The organism is Sinosporangium siamense (genome assembly GCF_016863435.1).
In the GTDB taxonomy this organism is placed as follows: domain Bacteria; phylum Actinomycetota; class Actinomycetes; order Streptosporangiales; family Streptosporangiaceae; genus Sinosporangium; species Sinosporangium siamense.
Genome location: NZ_BOOW01000030.1, coordinates 235,897 through 261,926, shown reverse-complemented (window position 1 = coordinate 261,926; position 26,030 = coordinate 235,897). Strand labels below are relative to the sequence as shown.

The following is a 26,030-nucleotide window of genomic DNA, read 5'->3' as shown; positions in this document are numbered from 1 at the left end:
TTGAGATAGCCTTTGCGACCATGAAGTGTTGTTTCCGACTCCCCAGGGTCTTCACGTGAGCGGCTTCGATCTCGCCGTCATCGGGCTGGGTTACGTCGGTATGCCGCTGGCCAAGGAGGCCACGACGGCAGGTCTGAAGGTGGTCGGCGTCGACGTCGACCCCCGCAAGGTCGACGCTCTCAACGCGGGCCGGTCCTACATCGACGACCTCACCGACGCGGACCTCGACCACATGCTGGCCAACGGCTTCAGCGCCACCCTCGACGCGTCGGTGCTCGCCGACAGCGCCACCATCGTGATCTGCGTGCCCACCCCGCTCGACGAGGACCACCGCCCCGACCTGTCCGCGGTCGAGGGCGCGAGCGCCACCGTCGCCGCGCACATGGTCAAGGGCACGCTGGTCGTGCTTGAGTCCACCACCTGGCCCGGCACCACCGACGAGGTGGTGCGGCCGCTGCTGGAGAAGACCGGCCTCGCCGCGGGGCTCGACTTCCACCTCGCCTTCTCGCCCGAGCGCATCGATCCGGGCAACCCGAAGTACGGCTTGCGCAACACCCCCAAGGTCGTCGGCGGATACACCGACACCTGCCGCGACCGGGCCGCCGCGTTCTACGCGCGCTTCGTCGAGCAGGTCGTGCCGGTCAGCGGCACCCGCGAGGCCGAGATGGCCAAGCTCCTGGAGAACACCTACCGGCACGTCAACATCGCCCTGGTCAACGAGATGGCGATTTTCTGCGACGAGCTCGGCGTCGACCTCTGGGAGGCCATCGAGGCGGCGGCCACCAAGCCGTTCGGCTTCCAGAAGTTCCTGCCAGGACCCGGCGTGGGCGGCCACTGCATCCCGGTCGATCCCAGCTACCTGTCGTACACCGTGCGCAAGCTGGGCTATCCCTTCAGGTTCGTCGAGCTCGCCCAGGAGATCAACGAGCGTATGCCGGGCTACGTCGTGGCCCGCGCCCAGCGGGCGCTCAACCGGCAGCGCAAGGCGGTCAACGGCGCCCGGGTGGTGCTGCTCGGCGTGACCTACAAACCGGACATCGCCGACGAGCGTGAGACCCCGGCCCTGCCTGTGGCCAGGGCCTTGCTGGATCTCGGCGCGGAACTGTCCTTCGTCGATCCCCACGTCAGCAAGTGGCAGGTCGACGGCACCGACATTCCTCGCGAGGCAGACTTGGCCGCGGCGGTCGAAGGTGCCGACATCACGGTTCTGCTCCAGCCGCACGCCGCGTTCGATCTGTCGGTCATCGAAGACAAAGCCCGGCTCGTGCTGGACACCCGAGGCGTGCTCGCCGAGGGCAGCCGCGTCGAGCGGCTCTGACGACAGGGGGCTGCGCGCAGTGCACGTGCTCGTCATGACGGTGGTGCATCACCCCGAGGACGCCCGGATCCTGCACCGGCAGATCAGGGCGCTCGTGGACGCCGGGCATGAGGTCACGTATGCCGCGCCGTACACCGCGCGCGGTGTCGTGCCCCGCTCGTGGGTCAACGGCGTCGATCTGCCGCGCGCCGCCGAACGCCGGCGGTTGTCGGCCGTGCTGGCCGCGCGCAAGGTGTTCAAGCGGATGCGCGACAGCGTGGACATGGTCATCATCCACGACCCCGAGCTGCTGTTCGCGGTGGCAGGGGTACGGCGGCGCCCGCCTGTCGTGTGGGACGTCCACGAGGACACCCCCGCGACGTTGTCGCTCAAGCCGTGGCTGCCGGCCTTCCTTCGGCCGCCTGTGCGGTTCGTGGCGCGGATGCTCGAAGGCGCGGCCGAGCGCAGCTTCCACCTGCTGCTGGCCGAGACCGCCTACGCCGGACGCTTCAAAGAGGCCCACCTGGTGGTGCCCAACGAGACGTGGGTGCCCGACAGCGTCAGCCCGCCGGGCGACGACAGAGTCGTCTACCTCGGCTGGTTGTCCGAGGCGCGCGGTGTGCGTGAGGCCGTCGAGGTGGCCAAGCTGCTTCAGCCGTATCGGGTGGCGGTCGAGCTGATCGGCTACGCGGACCCGCAGAGCAGGCCGCTGCTCGATCAGGCGGTGGCCGAGGGTGTGCTGGAGTGGCGCGACTTCATGCCGAACGACGAGGCGTTGAAGCGGCTTGACGGCGCTCTGGCCGGCCTTTCCCTCTTACGCGATGAACCGAACTATCGGCACTCGATGCCCACCAAGATCGTGGAGTATATGGCGCACGGCATCCCCGTGATCACCACGCCCTCCCCGCGGGCCGTCGAGCTGGTCGAACGCTACGACAGCGGAATGGTCGTGCCGTGGCAGGACCCCAAGGCGGTGGCGCAAGCCGTACTCATGCTCCGGGACGACCACGCCGGCCGGCGCGGGCAGGGGGCCAGAGGTTATGCGGCGGCGCGAGCCAACCACCACTGGCCGAACTCCGCCCGCCGGTTCGTCGTACAACTGGAGAGCTGGGCCGACGCCAAAGGTTAGATCTCCGATTTATGTCCACCTGATCAGCAGAACGGTAATCTCCACGAAGTGCGCTGGATCACGGTTCTCCTCGGGGTAGCGATCCTCGCCATGGTTGCCGCACTCGCCATCGTGTTGCCGAGCGGCGACGTGAGCGCACCGGAGGCCGGCGAGACCCCCAATCCCGGCCAGAGCATCTCCAGTTCCTCCTCGGAGGAGTTCACCGACCCCTGCGGGACGTTCGACACCAAGACCCGCACTCCGTATGCCATCACGGGCTACTGGCTCGTGCCGAGCTCCGACGAGTGCACGTGGCGGCGGCAACTGGAGGCCATGCACAAGGTCGGCGGCGACACGGTGATCCGCATCGGCACCGGGCTCCAGCCGCGGCGCATCGACCTCGACGGGCGTGTGCTCGACAGGGACGGCGTCGACGTCGATCCGCGCTACAACTCCTGCCGGGAGAACGGGCTCACGTGTTTCCAGGCGGCGGAGCAGGACCTCAGAAAGGCTAACCTCAACAACCGTATTTCCTGGACTTACGCCTACCGCACGGACGAGGCGTTCGGGAAGGATCTGTTGCGGTGCCCGGGCATGGAGAAGGTCATCACCACCGACCGGGCGGTCTTCCACCGGATCGTCGCTCTTGCCGACGGCTCGGAGAACACCTCGTGCGACTTCAGCTCCAAGGCCCGTGACTATCACCTCATCCTGGTCGCGGCCCGGCCCGACGACAGCCTCACCATCCTGCTGAACGTCGCCGACCGCTTCGGCATGAAGGTCTTCCCCGCGCTGCCCGTGGCCCCGCGCTCCCGGCCCCAGACCACCAACGCCGACCCCCGGCACATCGGCACCCTCACCATGCTGACCCGGCGCATCTTGCATGACTACGGCGCCCGCCTCGCCGACCGCGAGTCGTTCGGCGGCGTCTATCAGCCGTTCGAGCTGCAATTGCGGGAGATGACCGAGGACCATCCGACGCTGAAGGTCTACGCCGAGCAACACAAGATCGTGGAGGAGGAGCTCAAGGGCAAGCCGATTCTCGTCAGTCCCTACCTCGACGCGCGCAAACGTGTGAACTTCGGTGCCACGCCCGAGGAGGTCGGCGTGGGCTTCCGGGCGCTCGCGCGCACCGGCGTGGGCATCATCGCGCCGCAGGACAGCCGCGGCACCGGCAAGGTCGGCCTTTTCTGGCCAGACGAGCGCGAGAAGGACGTGGACGAGCGGCTGCTTCCGGTGGTCGGCCGGACCACGAACGGCACCGCCTACCACGCCTCGACCCGCGACTACTATCGGGAGATGGCCGAGGCCAGGGCGGAGATGGCGGGCGAGGGCTTCAACGTGCAGCTCTGGGCCAACATCGAGGCGTTCGAACCCACGGGCACCGAGGCGTGCGGCAACGGCGGCCAGCGCGGGCGCACCGACAAGGAGCGGCTGGACGGCGCGGTCGCGATGGCCGGGAGATACGTCTCCAAGGTCATCTCCTACATGTGGACCGACTTCATGACATGCGGCTCGCCGTCGCTCTCCGACCGGCTCGCCGCCGACTGGGACCGGCCCATCGCGGTCGACGCCGTCCGCAAGGTTCGCGACATCCGCAACGGCATCGAGGTGCGGGGCTACAACCTCGCGGGGTCCACGGTGAACGTGCGTTGGGAGGGGCTGGAGGAGCCGAAGAAGGCCGACGTCGCCGCGGTCGGCTGGCACTCCGCCGAGCCTTCGCCGGGCCTGCCGACGGGCACACAGGTCGCGTGGGTGCCGTTCGACTGGAAGACCGTGCCCAAGGACGTGTGGGTGCGCATCACGGTGTCGGCGCCCGACGGGCGGGAGTCGTCCGCGCCGCTCCACGTCCGTGCCCAGGGATGACCTTCTTTGATGCTCCCTGTCCTAACCTGGGGTTTTCGCGGTCTTGATCGACTTCTCGGGCGGGACATGGGCGGGGGAGTTTGCGTGTAACGTGCCTGACATGGTGCCGACCGTTCCTGTCAGCGTGGATCTGGTCGTGCTGACAGTCCGTTCTCAGGCGCTCTGTGCCCTCGTGTGGCGGCGGGATCACCCCCCCTACCCCGGGTGCTGGGCGCTCTCGGGCGGGTTCATCCAGCTCGACGAGGACCTTCCGGCCGCCGCCGAGCGTGTGCTCGCCGAGCGCGCCGGCCTTCCCGGTGCTCCCGTGCATCTGGAGCAACTCCAGACATACGGTTACCCGATGCGTGATCCACGCGAACGTGTCGTCAGCGTCGCCTACCTCGGCCTCGCCCCCGACCTGCCCGCCTCCACCGAGGCCCACATGGCCTGGCGCGCGGTGTCGGAGCTCACCACCATGGCCTTCGACCACCGGCGCATCATGCTCGACGGCATCGAGCGGGCCCGGGGCAAGCTCGAATACACCTCTCTGGGGGCGGCGTTCTGCCCGGCCGAGTTCACGGTGGCCGATCTGCGGCGCGTGTATGAGATCGTGTGGGGCCGTCCGCTCGATCCGCGCAACTTCCACCGCAAGGTCACCAAGGCCGAGGGGTTCCTCCTCCCCACCGGCGGCACCACTACCCGGGACGGCGGCCGTCCCGCCAAGCTCTACCGCCGGGGTCCGGCCGAGCTGCTCCATCCGCCGATGTTGCGGTCGCTCAAGGAGTAGCGTTTCCAGGGGCCGGGAAGGTTTAAAAGTTTGGGCGGCCAATAAGCTGGCTTCATGCCACGTTTCCGCGCCATCTTGGACGATCTACCGGCTTACAAGCCGGGGAAGGCCGTGGTTTCCGCCGACGGCCGTTCCTACAAGCTTTCTTCAAACGAGTCCCCGTTCGACCCCCTGCCGTCCGTGGTGGACGCGTTGGCCAAGGCGGCGCGTGAGGTCAACCGCTATCCCGACCCCGGGGCCGCCGCGCTGACCGCGGCGCTCGCGGAGCGTTACGACGTGCCGGCGGAGCACGTCGCGCTCGGCGCCGGGTCGGTGTCGGTCGCCCAGCAGCTGTTCGAGACCGTCGGCGAAGCCAGTGCCGAAGTGATCTTCGCGTGGCGCTCGTTCGAGGCATACCCGCTGCTCGCCGGGCTCTCCGGGTCCACCGCGGTGCCGGTGCCGCTGGTGGGCGAGGACCACGACCTCGACGCCATGGCGGCCGCCGTCACCCCTCGCACGCGCATGATCTTCGTGTGCAACCCCAACAACCCGACCGGCACGGCGATCCGTGAGAGCGATCTCACCGCCTTCCTTGACAAGGTGCCCGAGGACGTCCTGGTGGTGCTGGACGAGGCCTACCGTGAATACGTCCGCGACGCCGAGGTGCCCGACGGCATCGGCTACTACCGCGAGCGTCCCAACGTCGCGGTGCTGCGCACCTTCTCCAAGGCGTACGGCCTGGCCGGGCTGAGGGTCGGCTACCTGATCGGCCACGCTCCTGTGGCCGCCGCCGTGCGCAAGACCATGACGCCGTTCGCGGTCAACCACCTGGCGCAGGCCGCCGCGGTCGCCTCGCTCGCCGCCGAGGCCGAGCTGGGCGAGCGGGTCGAGGTCGTGGTGAAGGAGCGCTCACGGGTCCGGGACACGCTCATCGCCCAGGGGTGGACGGTGCCGCAGACCGAGGCCAACTTCGTCTGGCTGCGCATGGACGACGAGAAGGGCGCGGCCTTCGCCGCGGCGTGCGCCGAGGTGGGCGTCGCCGTACGCCACTATCCGCCGGACGGGGTGCGCATCTCGATCGGTACGGCGGAGGCCAACGACAACTTCCTCTCGGCCGCCGAGGGGTTCAGGAAGGGCTGAGGCCGGGGCGGGCGTCCCGCAGCACGGCGGGACGCCGCTCAGGAGTGGCTGAGTTCCTCCTGGCGCTTGACCGGAGCCGCGGCGGCGGGGCGGCGGCGGGTGCGCTCTGTGGAGACCACGAGGGCGACGCCGACGACGATCACCAGGCCGCCGAGGACCATCTGGGTGGTCAGCGTCTCGTTGAGGATCAGCATGCCGAGGATCACGGCCACCACGGGGTTCACGTAGGCGTAGGTGGCCACCAGGGAGATCGGGGCGTTCTGCAGCAGCCAGATGTACGAGGTGTAGGCGATGAGTGATCCGGCGCCGATCAGGTAGGCCAGCGCCGTCCAGGAGGCCCCCGACACCGAGGCCAGGTCGAGGCGTTCGCCGACCGCCGCACCGACGACGATCATGGCCAGGCCGCCGACCACCATCTCCACGGCGCTGGCGGCGAGGGGACTGGACGGCATCGGCATGCGGCCCGACAGGAACGAGCCGAGGGCCCACGAGACACTTGCCAAGAGGATGACCACGACGCCGATGCCGTCGTCGTCCCCCGTGCCCCCGGTGAGGGCGAGCAGCGCCACCCCGGAGAAGCCGATCAGCACGCCCACCGTGGTCAGCAGGCTCGGCCTGTCACGGGCCATCACACGCATCACCACGAGCAGCAGCGGGATGGACGCCACCAGGAGGGCGGCCATGCCGCTGGAGATGTGCTGCTGGGCCACGGCCACCATGCCGTTGCCCCCCGCCAGCAGCAGGAGGCCGACCAGGGCCGCACCGCCGAACTGGCGGCGGTTCATGGTCAGCGCGGATCGGCCGTGGCGCAGGAGGAGGAAGCCGACGAGCAGCAACCCGGCGATGGTGAAGCGCATCGCGCCGCCGAGCATCGGGGGGATCGTCTCGATCACCACCATGATCCCGAGGTAGGTGGATCCCCACACGATGTAGACGATCGTGAGCGCACCCCAGATCTGCCACGACCGGGGGGTGTCAGTAGTGTCTGGCCCCATGGTCATGACGATATCCGGCATGCCCGACATTTCGTTAGCGAGTTTCAGACCTTGAGACGTTGAGAGGTACGGCACAGCCGAGCGCGCCGGTGTTCACTGCCCGGCCGGCCGATCTTCGGCCCCCTTGCGTCTGTGCGGAGCTCTAAGCGGGCCGTGCCGTACGGCGAGCAGGGGCGGGCGCGTCAGGTCGCTTGCGGTGCGGCGTTGGGTCGACGTGGCTTTGCCGTACGAAAGTGGGAAACAGGACCGGGCCCGGACCGCTTGTGGCGGTTCGGGCCCGGTGTCCCCCGGTGGGCATGCCCCCCGAGCCGGTGGGCGTGCCCACCGAGAGGGTTGCTCAGCGACTGCCGAGCTTCTCGATGATCAACCGGTAGAGCTGCCGCGGGCGCCCCGGCTGGGGCGTGCGGTTCGGCGGTAGCGGCCACGCGAGTCCCTCGTCAACCAGCGTGCGCAGCAATCGCCGAGCCGTGCGCGGCGTGACGCCGAGCATCCGTCCCGCCCCCTCCGCGTCGACCACGGTGTCCCCGCCGGACAGTTTTGCCGCCAGGCGGGCCAGCACCTCGACCCCCTTGGGTTTCAACGGGGTCGAGCCGGCGGGGGGCATCCTCGGCGCGGGGACGAGAGCGCGGCCTTCGCGGTCGACCGCGAAGCCCTGGGCTTGTTTGCCCGCCTGCGTCCGCGCCAGCGCGGCCCTCGCGTGGCTCTCCGCGTCGTGGGTGGTGCGACCCATGCCCACACCCACCTCCACGGCCAAACCAAGCTCATCGCGGATTCTGGCCGCGAATGGGAGCACGCGAAAGCCGTCCGTGGCCGCCGAGACCGAGCCTCTGGTCGCTGTGATCAGATAGCTGTGGTCGTCGATGGGCCAGACGGTTGCGTTGATGCGATTGGATTCCTGGACGAGCAGCCGGTGCAGTGACAGGCGGAGCTCGTCTCTCCAGTAGCGTGGCGCGGCCCGGCGCACGGGTTCGCGCAGAGTCGGCACCTCGACCAGCACCACGGTCAGTTGTGACTCCTCCAGGCGGTGATGAGCGCCGAGGAGGGCCGCCGTGTGCAGTGCTGTGCGCACCGCACCTGAGGTGGGCCGGATGCGGATGACCGGAACCCCGGCCGTCTGCAGCCGCTCAGCCACCATCGGGAGGCTGGTCAGCGCCCCGGTGGTGGTGCCCTGCCGATGGAGTCTTTCGTGATAGGCGGCAATGGTGCCTGTTGCTCCGGGTTCTTCCCGGGTGTGCACCTCCGCCGCGGATAATCCTAGATCGGAGTAGGCCTCCTCTACGTCGGGGCGGCTCACCACGTCGACGCTGACGCGCCGGGGGTCGAACCGCTCGTCCATTGCCGCCTTCGCCAGCGTGGCCACGAGCGCGGCCCCGCCGAGTTGCACGAAGGTGGCGGGCATCGTCAGCACGCCCGAACGCCGAGCCAGGTCATAGGGGACCGGGCTGGCGAACAGGCATGCGTCCACGCCCGGACCCAGGCGTGTCACCTTGTCGGCCGCCTCCTGCTCATCGCGGTAGGCGGCCGCCACAAGGCGGCACGGCAAAGGAGCCGCGGCATGACCCATAAGCATGACTCTCTCGACGAGATCATGCGGCCCCACCACGCCGATCGTGAGATCCGGCGTCAGAGTGCCCGGGCGTGACACTCGGGGCGTTTCTTCGGCCCGTTCGACCAATGTTCGTCCCATCCTGCCGTCCGTATGCAGTGCTCTCTTTTGGAACGATCGCTCGTGAGGGCCGTAATGTCACGCCCGGATTTCCGGAAAAACATTCGTGGGAACGGTGAATGTCAGTCCAAATTGTTCATCGGTGCAGCTCAGCGGGCATTGTCGTGACTCACGAGACTGTGCCGGTTGAGGGCAAAATCTCTCGGGTGATGTCGGCCCCCAGAGCACGCATGCGCTCGGCGAGATAGGAGTGACCCCTGTCGATCAGATAGCCGGAGGCGATCCGGGTCTCTCCCTCGGCCGCCAGACCCGCCAGCACGAGCGCGATGCCCGAGCGGAGATCGTGGGCCGTGACGTCGGCCCCCTGGAGCGGCGTGGCGCCCTTCACGATCGCGCGGCTGCCGTCGACCTCGACGTCGGCACCCATCTTGTTGAGCTCGCCGGCCAGCGCGAACCGGCCGTCGAAGATGCGCTCGTGGATGTAGCTCATGCCGTCGGCCAAGCACGCCACGGTCATCATGGGGGACTGGAGGTCGGTCGCGAAGCCCGGATAGGTGTCCGTGATGATGTTGATGGGCCGCAGGGGACGCTCACGCCGCACATGGAGCACCGCGCCGTGGGTCGCGAACTCCACCCCCATCTGCTCAAGCTTCCACCGCACCACGCCGAGGTGCTCAAGCGAGGCGCCCACCAGGTTGACCTCGCCACCGGTGATCGCGGCGGCCATCGCGAAAACGCCGGCGTCCAGGCGGTCGGGCATCACGGTGTGCTCGACCGCGCGCAGCTCGTCGACACCCTCGACCGTGATGAAACCCGTGCCGCCGCCGCTGATGCGCGCCCCCATGCGGGTCAGCATCTCGATCACGTCGAGCACCTCGGGCTCAAGCGCGGCGTTCTCGATCACCGTCGTGCCCTTGGCCAGCGCGGCCGCCATGATGAGGTTCTCGGTGCCGGTGTGCGAGGGGGTGTCGAGGTAAAGCTTCGCCCCGGTCAGGCCTGCGGCCTTGACGTGGATGACGGTCTCGTTCTCCTCCACCGCGGCGCCGAGGCGCTTGTAGCCGAGGTAGTGGAAGTCGAGGTTCCTGCTGCCGAGATTGCAGCCGCCGACACCCTCCACCACGGCCTCGCCGAGGCGGTGGAGCAGCGCCGGGGTGAACAGCACCGAGCCGCGGAAGCGCCGGGCGATGTCCGCGGGCAGCTTCGCGCTGGTCAGCTCGGAGGCGTCGATCACAAGGGTGCGTTCGGCCTCGTGCAGCTCGCACTTGGCGCCGATGGTGTGGGCGAGTTCGACCGCACGGCGCACGTCCTCGATGATCGGGACGTTGCGCAGCACCGTGCGGCCCTTGGCCGCCAGCAGGGCCGCTCCGATCATCGGGAGCACGGCGTTCTTCGCGCCCTGGATGAAGGCGGTTCCACGCAGTGCGTTGCCACCGCGCACGCGGTAACTGACCATTTGCGTCAGGCTCCTTGAACAGACATGAGAGATGACAAGTTGGGCGGCAGCCGGGTTGTCGGGGCCCACAGTAGCCGCTAGAACGTGCTGACTCTGCCGCTTCGGCCGGTGCCGCAGTGGTCACAGGTGTAACACGGCACAGCTTGGGGGTTCCCGTCCGACGAGTGTCGCCTTCTCCACCCCTCCGTCGGCCCCGCCGACCCGGACCGCCCCCGCGGCCGGTGTCCAGGAGCCACGCTCCGGATGAAAAAAACGCATACTTGAGCATTCTCCAGACGCTCGGCGACGAACCACTCGTGGCTGCGAGGCCACGTGAGGTGCGGTTCCGAAGAACGCTCACTGGTCACATCCGACCCGGGTGAGGTGACCAGTTCTGTAGGTGTTTTGTTCACTCCTATGTGGAATGCCAGGTTCACGAACCTAGACCTATTTCGGGGTTCACCACGTTAATTGTGCCAGTTGCGTTCCCGGCACTTCGACAAGGGGCGGCCGTCGACGCCGCCCCTTGACAGAACCACCGAAACTCGGCTTCAGACCGAGGCTGCGATGTCGGTGCGGTGGTGCGAGCCACGCATGCGGATCTTGTCCAGCAGGGCATATGCCGTACGGCGCGCCGTGGCGACGTCGGGTCCCGTGCCGACGGCGTTGAGCACCCGCCCACCGGCGGAGATCACGTTGCCCTGATCGTCGAGGGTTGTCCCGGCATGCAGGACATAGGCGCCGGGCACCTCCTCGGACAGGCCCTCGATCACATCGCCCTTGGCCGGCGTGCCCGGGTAGTTCTCGGCCGCCAGGACCACGGTGACCGCCGCTCCCTCGCGGTAGGTGAGCGGGCCGTGCCCGGACAGGGCGCCGGTCGCGCAGGCGTGCAGGAGGCCGCCCAGGGGCGTGGCGAGGCGGTCGAGCACGACCTGGGTCTCCGGGTCGCCGAACCGCGCGTTGAACTCGATCACCTTCGGCCCCTTGGAGGTGAGGGCCAGCCCCGCGTAAAGGACACCGGTGTACGGCGTGCCCCGGCGGGCGAGCTCGTTGATCGTGGGCAGCACGACCTCGCGCATGACCTGCTCGGTGAGGTCGGCGGGGGCCCAGGGCAGCGGGGTGTAGGCGCCCATGCCGCCCGTGTTGGGACCGGCGTCGCCGTCCTGGGCGCGCTTGAAGTCCTGGGCGGGCTGGAGGGGGACGGCGGTCGTGCCGTCGCACAGGGCGAACAGCGAGACCTCTGGGCCGTCCAGGAACTCCTCGACCACCACCCGCTCGCAGGCGGCGGCGTGCCGCAGCGCCTCGTCGCGGTCGGAGGTCACGACGACGCCCTTGCCGGCGGCCAGGCCGTCGTCCTTGACCACGTACGGTGCCCCGAACTCGTCGAGCGCGGCCGCGGCCTCCTCGGAGGTCGTGCAGGTGCGCGCGTCGGCCGTGGGCACCCCGGCGGCGACCATGATCTCCTTGGCGAAGGCCTTGGAGCCCTCGATCATGGCGGGCTGGGCCGAGGGGCCGAAGCAGGGGATGCCCGCCTCGCGCACGGCGTCGGCCACCCCGGCCACCAGCGGCGCCTCCGGGCCGATGACGACGAGGTCGGCCTCGACACGCCGGGCCAGGCCGACGACCGCGCCGGGGTCGGTCGGGGTGACGGTGTGGAGGGCGGCGACCTCCGCGATGCCCGCGTTGCCGGGGGCGCAGTGGAGGTCGGTGACCTTCGGATCAAGGCTGAGGGAACGGCAGAGCGCGTGCTCGCGCCCTCCGGAACCAATCACAAGTACGCGCACGCGGCTGAGCCTAGCGGAGTCGTCTTTATCCACAGGCTGTGGACAACATCCGTGCATAATCGGCCCGGCCTCCGGCGGACGCGGCCCCGGGGCCTGCGCGGATGCGGGTCGCGGTGCGGGTGGCCGGTGGGCACAGTGACATGCGTCACCTGGGGACGGTGGGGGAAGCGGGGATCGCGCGTTGCCCTGAGGGCTAGGATGGCTTGCGCCGCGTGCCTTGTGCTAAGTTTGGGCGGCTTTTTGATGCCTCGTGGTGATTGGAGGTGGTCCGGGATGTCTGGTGATCCCAGCAGTACTCGATGGCGCACGTTCGTCGTGCGCGCCCTTGGCCACTCCATATCGGCATCGGCGGCCCGGCTGTAGGCCTACGCGCATCACCTCTTCTGACGTTGTCCTCCTAATGGATTTTCGGACACCGTCCCGCTTTTGCGTTGAGGCGATTTCGTTTGCGCGTAAGGGAACGACGCTGGGCGGGAAGGCATTGCCATGCGCTCCTCCACCCTGTTCACCCGCATGAACCGTCACCACCGCACCACTGACAACCGCGACAACCGCGCCCGCGCCAAGGCGGCCAAGGTCATCGTCAAGAGCAGCTCCGCGGCTCCGCCGAGCCGCTCGCTCGTGGAATACGGCGCTTACATCAACGGCGTCAAGATCAAGTCCGAGAGCGTCGTGGACGCCCTCGCACTGGTCCGCAGCCACCACGAGTGGCAGGACGGCGGAGCCGAGGCGGGCCGGGCCTTCGTCTGGGTCGGGCTGCACGAGCCCGAGGCGGCTGAGGTCGAGTGGCTGGCCCAGGTGTTCCGGTTGCACCCCCTGGCGGTCGAGGACGCCGTGAAGGCGCACCAGCGGCCCAAGGTCGAGCGCTACGGCGACTCGTTGTTCGTCGTGCTCAAGACCCTCGCCTTCCTCGACTACGACGACCAGGACGCCGCGGGCGAGATCATCGGCACCGGCGAGATCATGGCGTTCGTCGGCCCCGACTTCGTGGTGACGGTCCGCCACGGCGAGCACTGCCCCCTCGCCGAGGTGCGGGCCCGGCTGGAGAGCAAGTCCGAGCTGCTCGACCGCGGCCCGGCGGGTGTGCTGCACGCCATCGCCGACCACGTCGTCGACCGCTACCTCCACGTCGCCGACCTCATGCAGGAGGAGTTGGAGGAGGTCGAGGCGACGGTGTTCGCGTCGGTCAGCTCGCGCGACATCGGCCGCATCTACCAGCTCAAGCGCGAGATGATCGACATGAAGCGGGCGGTCACGCCGCTCGTGGCACCGCTGTCGAGCCTGGCGCAGCGGCGCATGATCCCCTCGGGGATGCGCGACTACTTCCGCGACGTCGTCGACCACCTGGCCCGGGTGTGTGAGCAGGTCGAGCTCTCCAACGAGTTGTGCAACTCGATACTCCAGGCGGCCCTCGCCCGCTCGAACGCTCTGGTCAACGAGGACATGCGGCGCATCTCGTCCTGGGTGGCGATCATGGCGGTGCCCACCATGATCGCCGGCATCTACGGCATGAACTTCGACCACATGCCGGAGGCCAGGTCGCCCTACGGCTATCCCGTCGTGCTCACCGTCATGGTGGTCGTGTGCTCCCTGCTCTATCGCCACTTCCGGCGCAACGGCTGGCTCGGCGCCAAGCCCCGGCAGAGCTGAACACACCCGGCGAGGCCCTTGCCCGCGAGGGAGCCCAGGATGAGCGCCGATCGTCGGCTGGGTGGTCCTTGTGGGGGTGAGTGCTCCCTCGGACCCTGGTGCGGTTGTGACATTCGTGTCCACTTCTTGCGAGTGCTCGACGTGGCTGTGCCGTACCGATCACCAACGTATGGGGGTGGGACAGGAAATGCGCGTTACCGCTTTTGCGCTCCAAGAGGTCCTTATGGGGGGCCGAAGGCCATTGTCACCAGTTCGTCTTTCGGGTGGGAGTTGTCGAACGGTCCGATGTCGTGGAGGTAGAGCCGTCCGTGCTCGTAGCGCACCAGACTTCGGGCCTCGGCGTCCGACAGACCCGACGCGTGTTGGTGGACCTCCCAAGTCATCGGCAGCATCAGGAGTGTTTTCTGTGTGCCGTCCGCCGCGATGTGCACGACTCTGCCGGGGTGCTTGTACATCGGCTCCAGGTATGCGATCAGGCCGTCTTCGCCCTCAGTCCGGAGCGGGATCATCGTGCCGAGTCCCGGGGAGACCGGCGTCTTGGAGGCCCACTTCCGTTTCCCGGTCTTGACGTCGAACGCCACGATCGCACTGGGTTTCTCCCGGTCGGGCTGTGTGGTCGAGATGTAAAGAGTGTCTTTCGTGACCACGGTGGCCGCGCAGGTGCCGTCGTTCTGCCCGCAGCCGGCCACATATCTCTTGCCGATGTCTATGGTCGCCTGGACCTTACCGTTGTCCGCCATGATCACCAGTCGGTCGGCGTCGAGGAGGTCGCTCTTGGTGGCCACGCCCAGCACGACGGGATCGGTGGAGACGATCCACGCGTTGTGAATCCCCGGGGGAAGGCGATAGGTGCGGATCGTCTTGCCGGACCGGAGGTCACGCTCCTGCACCCGGGACCTGCCGTTGCGGCAGATCGAGAGGCTGAGCAACCGCGGACCGGAGGTGTGTGCCTCCATGAGACATCCGGGCGGCGGCTTCGACCAGAGCCGGTCGCCGGTGGCGGTCTGAAAACCCATCGATCCGTCTTCCCAGCCGACCGCGATGACACCGTCGGTCACGGCGACGGTCATCAGCAGGCCGTGGCCCGCCACCTCGCTGGAGATCCTCTTCTCCCACACTTTGCGTCCGCTCTTGAGGTCGATGACGGTCAGCCTCGTGCAAGCGCTCTGCCATCGCCAGGTGTCATTCGACATCACGGCCACCCAGCCGCTGCCGGTCATGCCTTCGGACGCTTTGCAGATGCCGCCGGTGAAGGGCACGACCCACTTCTGTTCGCCGGTGACCGCGTCGTAACCCGTCACCCCGCTCTTGCCGCCGGATATGTAGCGCGTGGCGGTGGCCCAGCTGCCCTCGGTCGAAACGGAGTCGTAGTCGATTCCCCGTAGATTCCTGGGGGCGACCTCACTGAACAGGAGCTTGGCCTCGATGCTCGCCGGTGTGGCCTTGGGAGGCTGCGTGGATTGGGTGGCTGTGCTTGGAGGAGCTTCGCTTCGGCTTCCCTCTTGATTGAGGAGGACGACCGCGCCGACACCGATGATGAGGATCAGGACGCCTGCGAGAGAGCCCAGGAGGATTGCCAATCCTCGGCCCGGTGGTTTTGGCGGGGGTGGAGGTGCTTGGGGATGTGGGTACGGCGGGCCGTGCGGGAGCGGGGGATTGGTGGGTGGCCAGCCGCCTTGTGTGGGGCTGGGGGGATGCAGGAGCGGGGGATTAGTGGGTGGCCACCCACCTTGTGTGGGATTGGGGGGATGCGGGGGCGGGGCGTTGCCGGGGGACAATCCGCTTTGAGGGGGATGGGGTGGTCGGTATGGCCCGTGAGGTGGGGAGGCCACTGTCAGGCCACCACAGGCTTGAGGACGTTGATCGGCGAGGGCAGCGGCATGCCGCGATCGGCCCACAGGGCACGCAGACGATCGGGGTAATCGGTCACGACGCCGCTCACCCCGAGATCGATCAGCTCCGCCGCTCGTTTGCGGTCGTTAACGGTCCACGCCACCACGGGCAGCGCGGCCCGGCGTGCGGCGTCCATCAACTCGGCGTCTATCAGCACGTGGTCGGGCGACAACACCGTCGCACCCGCGGCCACCGCGGCGGACGGGATGTCACAGCAGAAGTCGCTGAGGTCGAGCCCCGCCAGCCACGGGGAGCTCATCGTCGCCTTCTCGATCAGCGCGATCCGCCCGGTGTCGGGTGCGAGCTCTCGCGCGTGGCCGAGGATGCGCCAGTCGAAGCTGAGGATCGCCGCCCCGTTCAGACGGCCGTGCCGCGCCAGCTCCGTGATCACCATCTCGGTGAACTCACGCGGGTCGGCCGATAGGTCGGGCCGCTCGGGGTTGGACTTGAGCTCCACGTGCAGCCGCACGTTGTCGGCGTCATATGCCGCCACCAGCCCCAGCACAGCGCCCAGCGTGGGCATGCGCGTGTTGGGCACCGGCACCTGAGTGAGCGCGAACCGGTCGTTGGGGTGCTTCGGCAGTCGCACCCCCACATCAAGCGTGCGAAGCTGGGCGAGCGTGAGCGCCTTGATGGGCTTGCCCACGTAGGGGAAAAGCGGGTCACCGGGGATGGCGGCGGCCGTGTCGGCGCTCGTCACCCGGGACACCGTCAGATCGTGCGTGAGCACGAGCCTGCGGTCGGCGCTCACCGCGAGGTCGAACTCCAGCGCGTGCACCCCCAGCTCAAGCGCGTGGGTCAGCCCGGGCAACGTGTTCTCGGGACGGAGCCCTCTCGCTCCGCGATGACCGTGGATCTCGACATGCACACATGGGACCCTACCTCCGCTCTGTCCGAATCCCCGGCAGGCTCGCAGGTGACGCCATCCCACACCTCCCCGCGGAGTACGGCACAGCCGACCGGCGGACCGCCTGAGACCGGCGCCGGCCTGCGGTTTCCTGGCGAATACGGGGCCGTGCAGGCGGTGGACAAGGCGCCAACGGGGTGCGGCACCGGCCTTGAGCGGGCCGGTGCCGTACGCCTCGGACGGTCAGATGAGCGAGCGGATCTGGAGGGTCTGAGTCCGGCCGGGGCCGACGCCGATGGCGGAGATGGGGGCGCCGCTCATCTCCTCCAGGGCGCGGACGTAGGCCTGGGCGTTGGGCGGGAGGTCGTCGAAGGTCTTGGCCTCGGTGATGTCCTCCTGCCAGCCGGGCAGCTCCTCGTAGATCGGCTTGGCGTGGTGGAAGTCGGTCTGCGTCATCGGGATCTCGTCGTGGCGCACGCCGTCGACGTCGTAGGCGACGCAGACGGGGATGCGCTCAAGCCCGGAGAGCACGTCGAGCTTGGTGAGGAAGAAGTCCGTGACGCCGTTGATGCGGACGGCATAGCGGGCGATCACCGCGTCGAACCAGCCGCAGCGGCGGTTGCGGCCGGTCGTGGTGCCGAACTCGCCGCCGGTCTGGCGCAGCCACTCGCCCATGTCGTCGTCGAGCTCGGTCGGGAAAGGGCCCGAACCCACCCGGGTCGTGTAGGCCTTGAGGATGCCGATGATCTTGGTCAGCCGGTTCGGCGGGACACCCGCGCCGGCGCAGGCACCGCCGGAGGTCGGCGAGGAGGACGTGACGAACGGGTAGGTGCCGTGGTCGATGTCCAGCAGGGTGCCCTGGCCGCCTTCAAGGAGCACGACCTTGTCTTCGTCGAGCGCCTTGCTCAGCACGAGCGAGGTGTCGGCGATGTGCGGCTTGAGCCGCTCGGCGTAGCCGAGGTATTCGGCGAGGACCTTGTCGGCGTCGATGCCGCGGCGGTTGTAGACCTTGGTGAGCACCTGGTTCTTCTCGCCCAGGGCCATCTCGATCTTCTTCTGCAGGATGCCCGGGTCGAGCAGGTCCTGGACGCGCACACCCATGCGGGCGATCTTGTCGCCGTAGGCCGGGCCGATGCCCCGGCCGGTGGTGCCGATGCGGGCCTTGCCGAGGTAGCGCTCGGTGACCTTGTCGAGGGCCTTGTGGTGAGGCATGATCAAGTGCGCGCTGGCGGAGATGAGAAGCCGCTCGCAGCTGATGCCACGGGCTCTGAGCCCGTCGATCTCACCGAGCAGCACCCCCGGGTCGATCACCACGCCGTTGCCGATCACAGGGGTGACATTGGGCGACAGCACACCTGTGGGAAGCAGGTGCAACGCGTATTTCTGGTCGCCGATCACCACGGTGTGGCCCGCGTTGTTGCCGCCCTGATATCGGACGACGTAGTGGACATCGCCGCCGAGCAGATCGGTGGCCTTGCCCTTGCCCTCATCGCCCCACTGGGCGCCCACGAGAACGACAGCCGGCATGGTATGTCTCCCAGCACAAAACGAATCCCCCGCCGCAAGCGCGACAGGGGCTCTTGCGTTCAGAGACTACCTGACTCGCCCTCGAAGCGGCATTCCTCATCCCGTCTGGGCGGATGTGATGTCAAAGGTCAGGTTGTCGTGAGTGCTGTGAAGCCGCTCGGGCTTGAGTCCTTGAGGAACTGGAAGCAACGCTCGGCCTCCTCCTTTTCCCCGATCGTCTGAGCCGCACGCGCCAAAGCGGCGAGGCTCCGCAGGAAACCCCGATTGGGCTCGTGCTCCCAGGGAATCGGACCGTGCCCCTTCCACCCCGCACGGCGGAGTTGATCGAGCCCGCGGTGGTAACCGGTGCGGGCGAAGGCATAGGAGGTCACCGCATGTCCGGACGCGAACGCCTCTTCGGCGAGGGTGGCCCAGGCCGCCGGATAGGCGGGAAAACGGGCCGCGGCGTCGGAAGCTTTCGCACTCGACACCAGTGCGTCCTTGGCCTCGGGCATCTCCGGCAGGTAGGTCGGCGGCGGCCCGGCGAGAAGGTTCTCGTGCGTTTCCATGGCACCTTTCTACCTGTCCGCACCCGGTCCATAACAGAGGGGTTCGATTTGCGTTCATCCTTGCCTGTGAAAGGCCCCAGGTGAGCGCCGATGAGCCATCTCCCGCCCCCGCTCGGCCGCGACCGGACGGGCGTCGCGACCCCGCGGGAGGGAAATGGCTCATTGATGCGCCCGATCGGCGCGGAACGGCCACCCCGGGTGTGTCGCGGGATGGCCGTGCCCGGTCAGGTCAGCCGGGTGCCGGCCGACTTGAGGTGCTGTGCGGCCTCGACGATGCGGTTCGCCATCGAGGTTTCCGCGGCCTTGCCGTACGAACGCGGGTCGTAGAGCTTCTTGTTGCCGACCTCGCCGTCGACCTTGAGAACGCCGTCGTAGTTGGTGAACATGTGCGCGGCGATCGGGCGGGTGAAGGCGTATTGCGTGTCGGTGTCGATGTTCATCTTGACCACGCCGTAAGAGATGGCCTCGTGGATCTCCTCCAGCAGCGAGCCGGAGCCGCCGTGGAAGACCAGGTCGAACGGCTTCTCCTTGCCGAACTTGGCCCCGACGGCGTCCTGGATCTCCTTGAGCACGCTCGGGCGGAGCTTGACGTGGCCCGGCTTGTAGACGCCGTGCACGTTGCCGAACGTGGCCGCCAGCATGTAGCGCCCGCGGTCCCCGACGCCGACGGCCTCGGCGGTCGCGATCGCGTCCTCGGCCGTGGTGTAGAGCTTCTCGTTGATCTCGCCGACGACGCCGTCCTCCTCGCCGCCGACGACACCGATCTCCATTTCCATGATGATCTTGGCTTCGACGCACTTCTCCAGCAGCTCGGCGGCGATCTGGAGGTTCTCCTCCAGAGGTACGGCGGAGCCGTCCCACATGTGGGACTGGAACAGCGGGTCCTGCCCCTTGGCGACCCGCTCGCGCGAGATCTCGATCAGCGGACGCATGAAGCCGTCCAGCTTGTTCTTGGGACAGTGGTCGGTGTGGAGGGCAACGGTGACCGGGTATTTCGCCGCGACGACGCGGGCGTATTCCGCCAGCGCCACAGAACCCGTCACCATGTCCTTGACGGTGGTACCGGAGAGGAATTCAGCGCCACCCGTCGAGACCTGGATGATGCCGTCGCTCTCGGCTTCGGCGAAACCGCGCAGAGCGGCGTTCAGCGTCTGCGACGACGTGACATTGATCGCCGGGTAGGCGAACCCGCCCGCCTTAGCCCGGTCGAGCATTTCGGCATAGACCTCTGGCGTCGCGATAGGCATCGTTATCTCCCTGGAGACGGCGGTATACGACTTACCGTTCGCCAGTATCCCGCGCCGCGTCTTCGCGCGTGCAGGGAGCATCCCCTCAGGGGCGTGATCTTGGCGACTCTCCGGGGCGATTACTTAGAGTGATTTTGCGCACGGAGACCGGTCCACCCCGCCGGTGGCGCAGGACGCCGGCCGATCGGAGATCGCGGTGGACACCAGGTCGGCGCTCTCCGGCGGCCTGTGGCCGATCGGGATCGGACGTCACCCCTTCCGACGGACATCTCCTGAGCACCGAGGGCCCAGGCCGGGAGGTTCCTCTGCCGCGAACCCACCCTCGTCCGTCGAAACCACAACAGATAACCTCCCAATTGTGGGACGGCACAGGTCTTATCGGCTACGCGCCTTACGCACGTCCCTGGTGACGCTGGGGGCGCTAGCCGTACTTGTGCTGGTCGGCCTGGGGGCGCGTGCGGTCTTCTGGTCGGACGGGCCCGCCGGAGAAGACATATCGGACATCGCCACGTCGGCCTCCTCGACCAGCACGCCGACGCTGCGCCTTGAGTGTCTTCAGGCCGAATGCGGCAAAGTCCTGGTCCGGGTGCCGGGCGGGGACATTCTGCAGAACCGCACCATGCACGACGGGGAGCAGATCGACTATTACGAACCCCGGCTGGACGTCGTGCTCGACGACTCGGGCAGCGTCAACGTGGAGGTCAACGGCGTGCCCCGCACGGACGGCAAAGCCGGCCAGCGCCAGGTCTTCCAGGTCAGACGCGACACCTGACCCCGCCCGGGTGCGCGACCGGCGCTGAAGAAGGAAACGCCTCAGGAAACGCCCATCCTGACCCCGCCCGGGTGCGCGACCGGCTCGCAGGGAAAGGCCTGGTCTGTACGGCGAAGCCGCAAAAGCGCGAGGCCGTGACGGTGTTCGCGTCACAGCCCCGAGTGATCGCGGGTCACAACCCCAGGTCGGACACCGTGAAGGCGGTGCGGTACGGCAGGCCCGTCTCGGCCAGGCGCTCACCCGCGCCGCGGTCGACGATCGTGGCCACGCCCACCACCTCGGCGCCCGCCTCGCGCAGCGCCTCGACCGCCGTGAGCACCGAGCCGCCGGTGGTCGAGGTGTCCTCCACCGCGAGCACCCGCCGGCCCTTGACGTCGGGCCCTTCGACACGGCGCTGCAACCCGTGCGCCTTCTCGCTCTTGCGCACCACGAACGCGTCGAGCGAACGCCCGCGCGCCGCCGCGGCGTGCAACATCGCGGTCGCCACGGGATCGGCGCCGAGGGTGAGGCCGCCCACCGCGTCGTAGCCGAGGTCCTCGGTGAGGTCGAGCATCACCTTGCCGACCAGCGGCGCCGCCGTCCCGTCGAGAGTCACCCTGCGCAGGTCGACGTAGAAGTCGGCCTCCTTGCCCGAGGACAGCACGACCCGGCCGTGCACGACCCCTTTTGACTTGATCTCGGCCAGGAGGTTCTCTCGATCGCTCATATGGCACAGCCTAGGGGAGGCCCGTATCCGCTCGATGAGCCGAGTGGGCCGGTGACACCCGTCTCCCGGCGGGCCGATCGCGCCGGGACCGGTCGTGGGCCGGTGAGCGGGCAGGGCTCGGTCACACAGAGTCGCGATGGAGCAGGGGAAGCCCTATATGTCCTCGTCCATGTGCGCGTGTGTCTTTCTGATTCGAGCTTGTTATCGGTAAAGACGTGACCTCGGTTTATTCATGACGTCGGGTGCGGAATGATTTGCCGGGCAACCCCGCGTAATCGTGAGGTCACTATGAGTGTTGAATCCCGGCAAAGCGATGCTGATCTACTCGAAGCAGTGCGATCAGGATACGTAACGGCGTATGGGCAGCTCTACGAGCGCCACGTCGCCTCCGCACGCGCGCTCGCCTGGCAACTCGTGCGCACCGAGACCGAGGTCGAGGACGTCGTCGCCGAGGCGTTCACCAGGATTCTGGACCTGCTCAAACGCGGGGGAGGGCCCGAGTCGGCCTTCCGCCCCTATCTGCTGACTGCCGTCCGGCACACCGTCTACGACCGCTCGCGCGGCGCGAGCCGCCAGGTCACCACCGGGGAGATCGAGTCCTTCGATCCCGGGGTACCGTTCGTGGACCCCGCGCTCAGCGGGCTTGAGCGGTCGCTCGTGGCGCGGGCCTTCCTGTCGCTGCCGGAGCGCTGGCGGCTCGTGTTGTGGCACACCGAGGTCGAAAGCGAACGGCCCGCCGACATCGCCCCCCTGCTCGGCCTGTCCGCCAACGGCGTCGCCGCGCTCGCCTACCGGGCCCGCGAGGGCCTGCGGCAGGCATACCTGCAAATGCACCTCGCCGGGGGCACCAGGCGAGACTGCGCCCCCGCGCTCGGACGTATGGGCGCCTACGTCCGGGGCGGCCTCGCCAAACGCGACACCAGGCTGGTCGACGAGCACCTGGCCGACTGCGGCGACTGCCGTACGGTGTTCCTCGATCTCAGCGACGAGAACAGCGCGATCCCCGCCGACGTCATCGGCGCGCTGTTCGTCGGGCCGGTGCTCGCGGGCTACCTCGGCATGCTCGGCAAGGGCGGTGTCGTCGCGGTGGGTGCGGGTGCGGGTGCGAGTGGCGCGGGCGGGGTGGCCGGCTGGTGGCGGCGGTTGCCGAGGCAGCAGCAATATGCGGCGGGAGGTGTCACGGCGGCCGTGCTCGCCGCCGTGCTCATCGCGCTCATGCTCGTCTCGGGCGAGAGGGAGATGCGGCACACCCCGCCCCCCGCAGCCGCCCCGGCCCCGCCGCCTCCGCCCGCCGAGCCTCAGCCGAAGCCCGACAAGCCCAAGCCGAAGCCCGAACCCAAGCCCAAGCCGGAGCCCAAGCCGGAGCCCAAGCCGGAGCCGGAGCCGGAGCCGGAGCCCGAGCCCAAGCCGGAACCCGAACCCCGTCCTCCGGCGGTCCGGCGGGCCGCGCCGCCCGCTCCGGCGAGGCGCATCCGGCCCCCCGCCAAACGCCCGGTCCGGGCGCGGGTCGTCGCCCTGATCGCCCCGCTCGGGGCGCTGGTGCGGTCAGAGCCGGGCATGGTCGGCATCCGGCTGCGCAACCTCGGCGAGGGGCCGAGCAAGCAGCTTGTCGCGATCGTCGTGCTTCCCCCGAAAGTGAGCCTGGTCCCTACCGGGCGCGGAGGCCGTGCGGCAGGAGTGGTGGAACCCGTCGGCACGGTCGACGGCTGGTCGTGCCGCCCCACGGACGAGGGCGCCAGGTGCGCACGTGGCCCGCTCGGCCCCGGCCGGTCCACCGCCGTGTTCCTGCGGGTGCTGGTGGCCGGGGACGCCCCCGAAGGCGCCGGGCCCACCGTGCGGGTCACCGGCGGCGCCGAGGAGGTCACCGCCACCGCCGGGACGGGTGTGCGCGCCATGGGGGCGGCGGCGCGGTTCGCCACGGACGGAAAGGTCGTCACCCGGTCGGTCGGCAATACGTTGCTGGGTTGCCCGCCGCGTCACGAAGGGTGCGATCGGCTCATGCGATGGCGTCAGGGGGAGAAGCGGGACAACGACCTGTGGCGCATGAAACCCGTCGACTTCGACGACGACCCCACCACGACCAATTCCAGCGCGGCACGGCTCACCATTCCCGAAGGCGGGCGAGTGGTGTGGGCGGGGCTCTACTGGTCGGCGTCCGCCAAACCCGGCCCCACTCCCTCGATCGGGTTCCGCCCACCGGGACACAAACGCTATACGCGCCTGCGGGCCAACGACGTCGCTGTGCGCGACCTGCCGTCGGGTCCCGCCTACCAGGCGTTCGCCGACGTCACTCGCCTCGTCGCGGAGAGATCCGGTACGGCGGAAGCCCGGCGGGCCGAGACCGTGTCCGACGGCCGGGTGCGAAAGGCAAGGCGGCTGAAGTCCGCCGACAAACCGAACAAGGGTGACCGGGTGGGAGGTAGGCCCAAGGCGGACCACGACGACCTGTGGTGGGCCGCGAACGCGAAGGTGCGGCGCGGGGTGGCGCGCTACGCGGGGTGGAGCCTGGTGGTGATCGCCACCGATCCGCGAGAGCCGTACAACCAGGTGGCCGTACTGGACACCGCGCGGGTGGTGCGGCCGGGCGTTGACCTGGACCTGCCGGTGGACGGGCTCTCGCCGACGGCGGCGCGGGCACGGCTGGACCTCGTGATGTGGGAGGGCGACGCCGGACTCGCGGGGGACCGGGTGAAAGCGGGCGGTGCCGTACTCCGTCCAGAGGGGGGCGAGCGGCGGGCCGGGAACGCCTTCGACGGGTCGGCCTTCGGGGCGATGGGGACTCGGTTGACGTTTGGTGTGGATGTGGATGGGTTCCGGGCAGCGTTTGGGAAGAAGCCGGTTGTGACGCTCTCCACGCGGAAGGATGTTGTGCTGTTCGGCGTGGCCGCTGTCAGTGTGCGGGCCCGGTCCTGACCTTCTTTTTCAGTACGTTGCCTGCTCAGCCGGGCAGGTCTGAAAAAGATTCACTTATCAGGCGGGCTAACAGGACAAACTGGTACGGTCTCGGTCAACACCCGGCGTGAGGAATGTGTGGCAGTCTGCTACGTGCATGGTCTCGGTGGAGGCATGCGCTGTGGCATGTCACCACACGTGCCCCAGGCCGGGCACATGTGTTGTATCCGGGCACGGCTCTGGCTGGAAAAGCGGATCTGAGGGGCTCAGTAAGCCCTTTTCATTAGGTTGTTGGATCTGGGTAGGACACGCCGTACATCGTGGGGTTCAGTCCTGATTCCAGACCTCCGAACCTGATGAAAAAAGGCCAGCGCCTTGACTACTCTGAGAACGGGTCTGCGCGTCCTGCTCTGAGGGATACCGAGCCGGCGTGTCGTGCCACTCCAGGAAGGACGGTGTCGCGTGGATCGCTGCGCGCTGTTCGTGGACGCGGGCTATCTCTTGAGCGATGGGGCGATGGCCGTGCACGGCACGCGCCACCGAGAGGCCACGTCTTGGGACTATCTCGGTCTGCTTCAACTGCTGGGCAACCTCGCACGTGAGCGCACCGGGCTGCCGCTGCTGCGGTGTTATTGGTATGACGCGACGGCCGAGGGGCGTGCCGCCGACGGCCATGACGCACTTGACGAAATACCAGGGCTCAAGCTCAGAGTCAGCCGCATCCGGCCAGGACGGCGCGAGGGGGTCGACGCGCAGGTGCACCGCGACCTCCTGACGCTCGCCCGCAACAACGCCATCAGCGACGCCGTCGTCGTCACCGCCGACGAGGACCTCGCGCAGGTGCTCTGCGACGCCCAGGACCTCGGTGTCCGCGTCACCCTGCTGCAGATCGTCGGCGAGGGCGACCACCCGGTCCCGCTGGCGCTTCGCCGCGAGTGCGACGAACTCATCGAGGTCGGCGGCGGCCACCTGCGGCCTTTCGTGGCCATGAGCGCCGACACGATCGTCGGCAACGGCCACCAGCCCGCCGCCCTCCCGCCGGCCATCACGACCGTGCCCACCATCCCCAACGGTCAGCCTCCCCTCCCGACCGTCACCAACCTGCCCCCGCCACCCCCGCCGACCAGCCGCACCCCCGGCCACGGGGCACTCCCGCCCCCCGGCATGGCGCCCTATCCGCAATACACGCACGACACCTCCCCTCCGCCCCCCTCTCAGCCCCCGCCGATGGGCCCCCCGCCGGGCATGCCGCCCCCCGGCCCCGGCGGCTACCCGCAGCCTCAGCCCGTCTACGCCGGCCCCCAGCCGGCCCCCATCGCCCCTCCCGGCCCCGGGCCCGGCCCCGGTCCCACCACGACGACGCTCGCGGAGGCGGTCAAGTCCGCTCATAAGGAGGGTTACGACTTCGGGGAGTCGGTGGCGAGGGACGCGCCTCCCCTGTGGCTGGAGGCGGTGCTGGCCCGCAAGCCCCGGATGCCGTCCGACCTTGAGGCCCGGTTGTTGCAGGGGTCGGCGTTGCCGATCGACTTCCTCCTGCACGACGAGGTGCGTCATGCGCTGCGGCGAGGCTTCTGGGACGCGTTCGAGCGCGCTCGGCGGTAGGCTTCCCAGGATTTTGTACGGCAGAGGCCTGGTGGGCATGTCGTGACATGATGGGCCTGGTTTGCAGCGAACCCCTTGGGGTTTGTGCACTACCGGAGGTTTGCTGCAAAACGGGCCACCCAGGCGGCCGGGGTTCGCGGGCTGACGTGGGACTTTACCTTGGGGTCCTCATCCATCCCTACGAGGGGTCGCAACTGGTAGTCGTTGTCGCCGTCGGTGAGCATCTCGGCGGTCCTCATCCATCCCTACGAGGGGTCGCAACTGCCTCGCGTCCTACACCTCCGGGAAGTTGTACGGGTCCTCATCCATCCCT

Annotated in this window: 19 protein-coding genes and 1 CRISPR repeat array (1 of these 20 running past the window's edge); of the genes, 9 read left to right on the top strand and 10 right to left on the bottom strand. The window is 68.6% G+C overall.

Annotated features, from left to right (window positions below; translation table 11 throughout):
- The first annotated feature begins 55 nt into the window (after positions 1 to 55).
- From Ssi02_RS23940 to hisC, 5 genes are all read left to right on the top strand, one after another.
- Positions 56 to 1,318: a nucleotide sugar dehydrogenase gene (locus Ssi02_RS23940; RefSeq protein WP_204029372.1), complete on the top strand. Its 1,263-nt coding sequence runs from the start codon at positions 56 to 58 to the stop codon at positions 1,316 to 1,318.
- A 19-nt stretch (positions 1,319 to 1,337) separates the two neighbouring features.
- Complete coding sequence (locus Ssi02_RS23935; protein WP_204029363.1) at positions 1,338 to 2,426, top strand: glycosyltransferase; 1,089 nt, start codon at positions 1,338 to 1,340, stop codon at positions 2,424 to 2,426.
- A 90-nt stretch (positions 2,427 to 2,516) separates the two neighbouring features.
- Positions 2,517 to 4,271 (top strand): DUF4434 domain-containing protein, encoded by a 1,755-nt coding sequence (locus tag Ssi02_RS23930; RefSeq protein WP_239129487.1) that lies wholly within the window; start codon positions 2,517 to 2,519, stop codon positions 4,269 to 4,271.
- 100 nt (positions 4,272 to 4,371) lie between these two features.
- A complete protein-coding gene (locus tag Ssi02_RS23925) occupies positions 4,372 to 5,037 on the top strand; it encodes an NUDIX hydrolase (RefSeq protein WP_204029360.1) in 666 nt (221 codons plus the stop codon).
- Between the two features lie 54 nt (positions 5,038 to 5,091).
- Positions 5,092 to 6,156: a histidinol-phosphate transaminase gene (hisC, locus tag Ssi02_RS23920; protein ID WP_204029358.1), complete on the top strand. Its 1,065-nt coding sequence runs from the start codon at positions 5,092 to 5,094 to the stop codon at positions 6,154 to 6,156.
- 38 nt (positions 6,157 to 6,194) lie between these two features.
- Here hisC and Ssi02_RS23915 read toward each other — a convergent pair whose 3' ends face one another.
- The 4 genes from Ssi02_RS23915 to purD form a co-directional block, all read right to left on the bottom strand.
- A complete protein-coding gene (locus Ssi02_RS23915) occupies positions 6,195 to 7,157 on the bottom strand; it encodes an EamA family transporter (RefSeq protein ID WP_239129484.1) in 963 nt (320 codons plus the stop codon).
- Positions 7,158 to 7,488: 331 nt separating this feature from the next.
- On the bottom strand, positions 7,489 to 8,721 hold the full coding sequence (locus Ssi02_RS23910) for a GTP cyclohydrolase IIa (RefSeq protein ID WP_204029563.1): 1,233 nt from the start codon (positions 8,719 to 8,721) through the stop codon (positions 7,489 to 7,491).
- Between the two features lie 265 nt (positions 8,722 to 8,986).
- A complete protein-coding gene (murA, locus tag Ssi02_RS23905) occupies positions 8,987 to 10,270 on the bottom strand; it encodes a UDP-N-acetylglucosamine 1-carboxyvinyltransferase (RefSeq protein ID WP_204029356.1) in 1,284 nt (427 codons plus the stop codon).
- Positions 10,271 to 10,800: 530 nt separating this feature from the next.
- Positions 10,801 to 12,033 carry a phosphoribosylamine--glycine ligase gene (gene purD, locus Ssi02_RS23900; RefSeq protein WP_204029348.1) on the bottom strand — a complete coding sequence of 411 codons (1,233 nt, stop codon included), beginning with the start codon at positions 12,031 to 12,033 and terminating at the stop codon, positions 10,801 to 10,803.
- 486 nt (positions 12,034 to 12,519) lie between these two features.
- On the opposite strand from purD, the gene corA reads away from it, so the two are divergent.
- A complete protein-coding gene (gene corA, locus Ssi02_RS23895) occupies positions 12,520 to 13,683 on the top strand; it encodes a magnesium/cobalt transporter CorA (protein WP_204029347.1) in 1,164 nt (387 codons plus the stop codon).
- Positions 13,684 to 13,904: 221 nt separating this feature from the next.
- Here the strand turns inward: corA and Ssi02_RS23890 are convergent, their stop codons facing one another.
- The 5 genes from Ssi02_RS23890 to fbaA form a co-directional block, all read right to left on the bottom strand.
- Positions 13,905 to 15,263 (bottom strand): outer membrane protein assembly factor BamB family protein, encoded by a 1,359-nt coding sequence (locus Ssi02_RS23890; RefSeq protein WP_204029345.1) that lies wholly within the window; start codon positions 15,261 to 15,263, stop codon positions 13,905 to 13,907.
- A gap of 254 nt (positions 15,264 to 15,517) precedes the next feature.
- Complete coding sequence (locus Ssi02_RS23885; protein ID WP_204029343.1) at positions 15,518 to 16,444, bottom strand: glycerophosphodiester phosphodiesterase family protein; 927 nt, start codon at positions 16,442 to 16,444, stop codon at positions 15,518 to 15,520.
- 222 nt (positions 16,445 to 16,666) lie between these two features.
- Entirely contained in the window at positions 16,667 to 17,950 is a 1,284-nt protein-coding gene (locus Ssi02_RS23880) for an adenylosuccinate synthase (RefSeq protein ID WP_204029342.1), read from the bottom strand.
- Between the two features lie 128 nt (positions 17,951 to 18,078).
- A complete protein-coding gene (locus Ssi02_RS23875) occupies positions 18,079 to 18,498 on the bottom strand; it encodes a DUF3151 domain-containing protein (protein ID WP_204029340.1) in 420 nt (139 codons plus the stop codon).
- Between the two features lie 224 nt (positions 18,499 to 18,722).
- Entirely contained in the window at positions 18,723 to 19,826 is a 1,104-nt protein-coding gene (fbaA, locus tag Ssi02_RS23870) for a class II fructose-bisphosphate aldolase (protein WP_275410737.1), read from the bottom strand.
- 325 nt (positions 19,827 to 20,151) lie between these two features.
- On the opposite strand from fbaA, the gene Ssi02_RS23865 reads away from it, so the two are divergent.
- Positions 20,152 to 20,517 carry a hypothetical protein gene (locus tag Ssi02_RS23865; protein WP_204029336.1) on the top strand — a complete coding sequence of 122 codons (366 nt, stop codon included), beginning with the start codon at positions 20,152 to 20,154 and terminating at the stop codon, positions 20,515 to 20,517.
- Between the two features lie 172 nt (positions 20,518 to 20,689).
- Here Ssi02_RS23865 and pyrE read toward each other — a convergent pair whose 3' ends face one another.
- Positions 20,690 to 21,223 (bottom strand): orotate phosphoribosyltransferase, encoded by a 534-nt coding sequence (gene pyrE / locus Ssi02_RS23860; protein ID WP_204029335.1) that lies wholly within the window; start codon positions 21,221 to 21,223, stop codon positions 20,690 to 20,692.
- A gap of 333 nt (positions 21,224 to 21,556) precedes the next feature.
- Here pyrE and Ssi02_RS23855 point away from each other — a divergent pair, with 333 nt between their 5' ends.
- Together Ssi02_RS23855 and Ssi02_RS23850 are read left to right on the top strand one after the other, a co-directional pair.
- The gene (locus Ssi02_RS23855; protein ID WP_204029333.1) at positions 21,557 to 24,136 is read left to right on the top strand and encodes a sigma-70 family RNA polymerase sigma factor; all 2,580 of its coding nucleotides are present in this window, start codon (positions 21,557 to 21,559) and stop codon (positions 24,134 to 24,136) included.
- Between the two features lie 441 nt (positions 24,137 to 24,577).
- Positions 24,578 to 25,717 carry an NYN domain-containing protein gene (locus tag Ssi02_RS23850; protein WP_204029332.1) on the top strand — a complete coding sequence of 380 codons (1,140 nt, stop codon included), beginning with the start codon at positions 24,578 to 24,580 and terminating at the stop codon, positions 25,715 to 25,717.
- A 164-nt stretch (positions 25,718 to 25,881) separates the two neighbouring features.
- Positions 25,882 to 26,030: direct repeats of the CRISPR family, unit length 31 nt; unit sequence GTCCTCATCCATCCCTACGAGGGGTCGCAAC; it runs 283 nt beyond the window's last position.

Coding starts and splice junctions, on each gene's coding strand:
- Ssi02_RS23930 (WP_239129487.1), top strand. CDS start 2,517: ATGGTTGCCGCACTCGCCATCGTGTTGCCGAGCGGCGACGTGAGCGCA.
- Ssi02_RS23925 (WP_204029360.1), top strand. CDS start 4,372: ATGGTGCCGACCGTTCCTGTCAGCGTGGATCTGGTCGTGCTGACAGTC.
- hisC (WP_204029358.1), top strand. CDS start 5,092: ATGCCACGTTTCCGCGCCATCTTGGACGATCTACCGGCTTACAAGCCG.
- Ssi02_RS23915 (WP_239129484.1), bottom strand. CDS start 7,157: ATGACCATGGGGCCAGACACTACTGACACCCCCCGGTCGTGGCAGATC.
- Ssi02_RS23910 (WP_204029563.1), bottom strand. CDS start 8,721: ATGCTTATGGGTCATGCCGCGGCTCCTTTGCCGTGCCGCCTTGTGGCG.
- murA (WP_204029356.1), bottom strand. CDS start 10,270: ATGGTCAGTTACCGCGTGCGCGGTGGCAACGCACTGCGTGGAACCGCC.
- corA (WP_204029347.1), top strand. CDS start 12,520: ATGCGCTCCTCCACCCTGTTCACCCGCATGAACCGTCACCACCGCACC.
- Ssi02_RS23880 (WP_204029342.1), bottom strand. CDS start 17,950: ATGCCGGCTGTCGTTCTCGTGGGCGCCCAGTGGGGCGATGAGGGCAAG.
- Ssi02_RS23875 (WP_204029340.1), bottom strand. CDS start 18,498: ATGGAAACGCACGAGAACCTTCTCGCCGGGCCGCCGCCGACCTACCTG.
- fbaA (WP_275410737.1), bottom strand. CDS start 19,826: ATGCTCCCTGCACGCGCGAAGACGCGGCGCGGGATACTGGCGAACGGT.
- pyrE (WP_204029335.1), bottom strand. CDS start 21,223: ATGAGCGATCGAGAGAACCTCCTGGCCGAGATCAAGTCAAAAGGGGTC.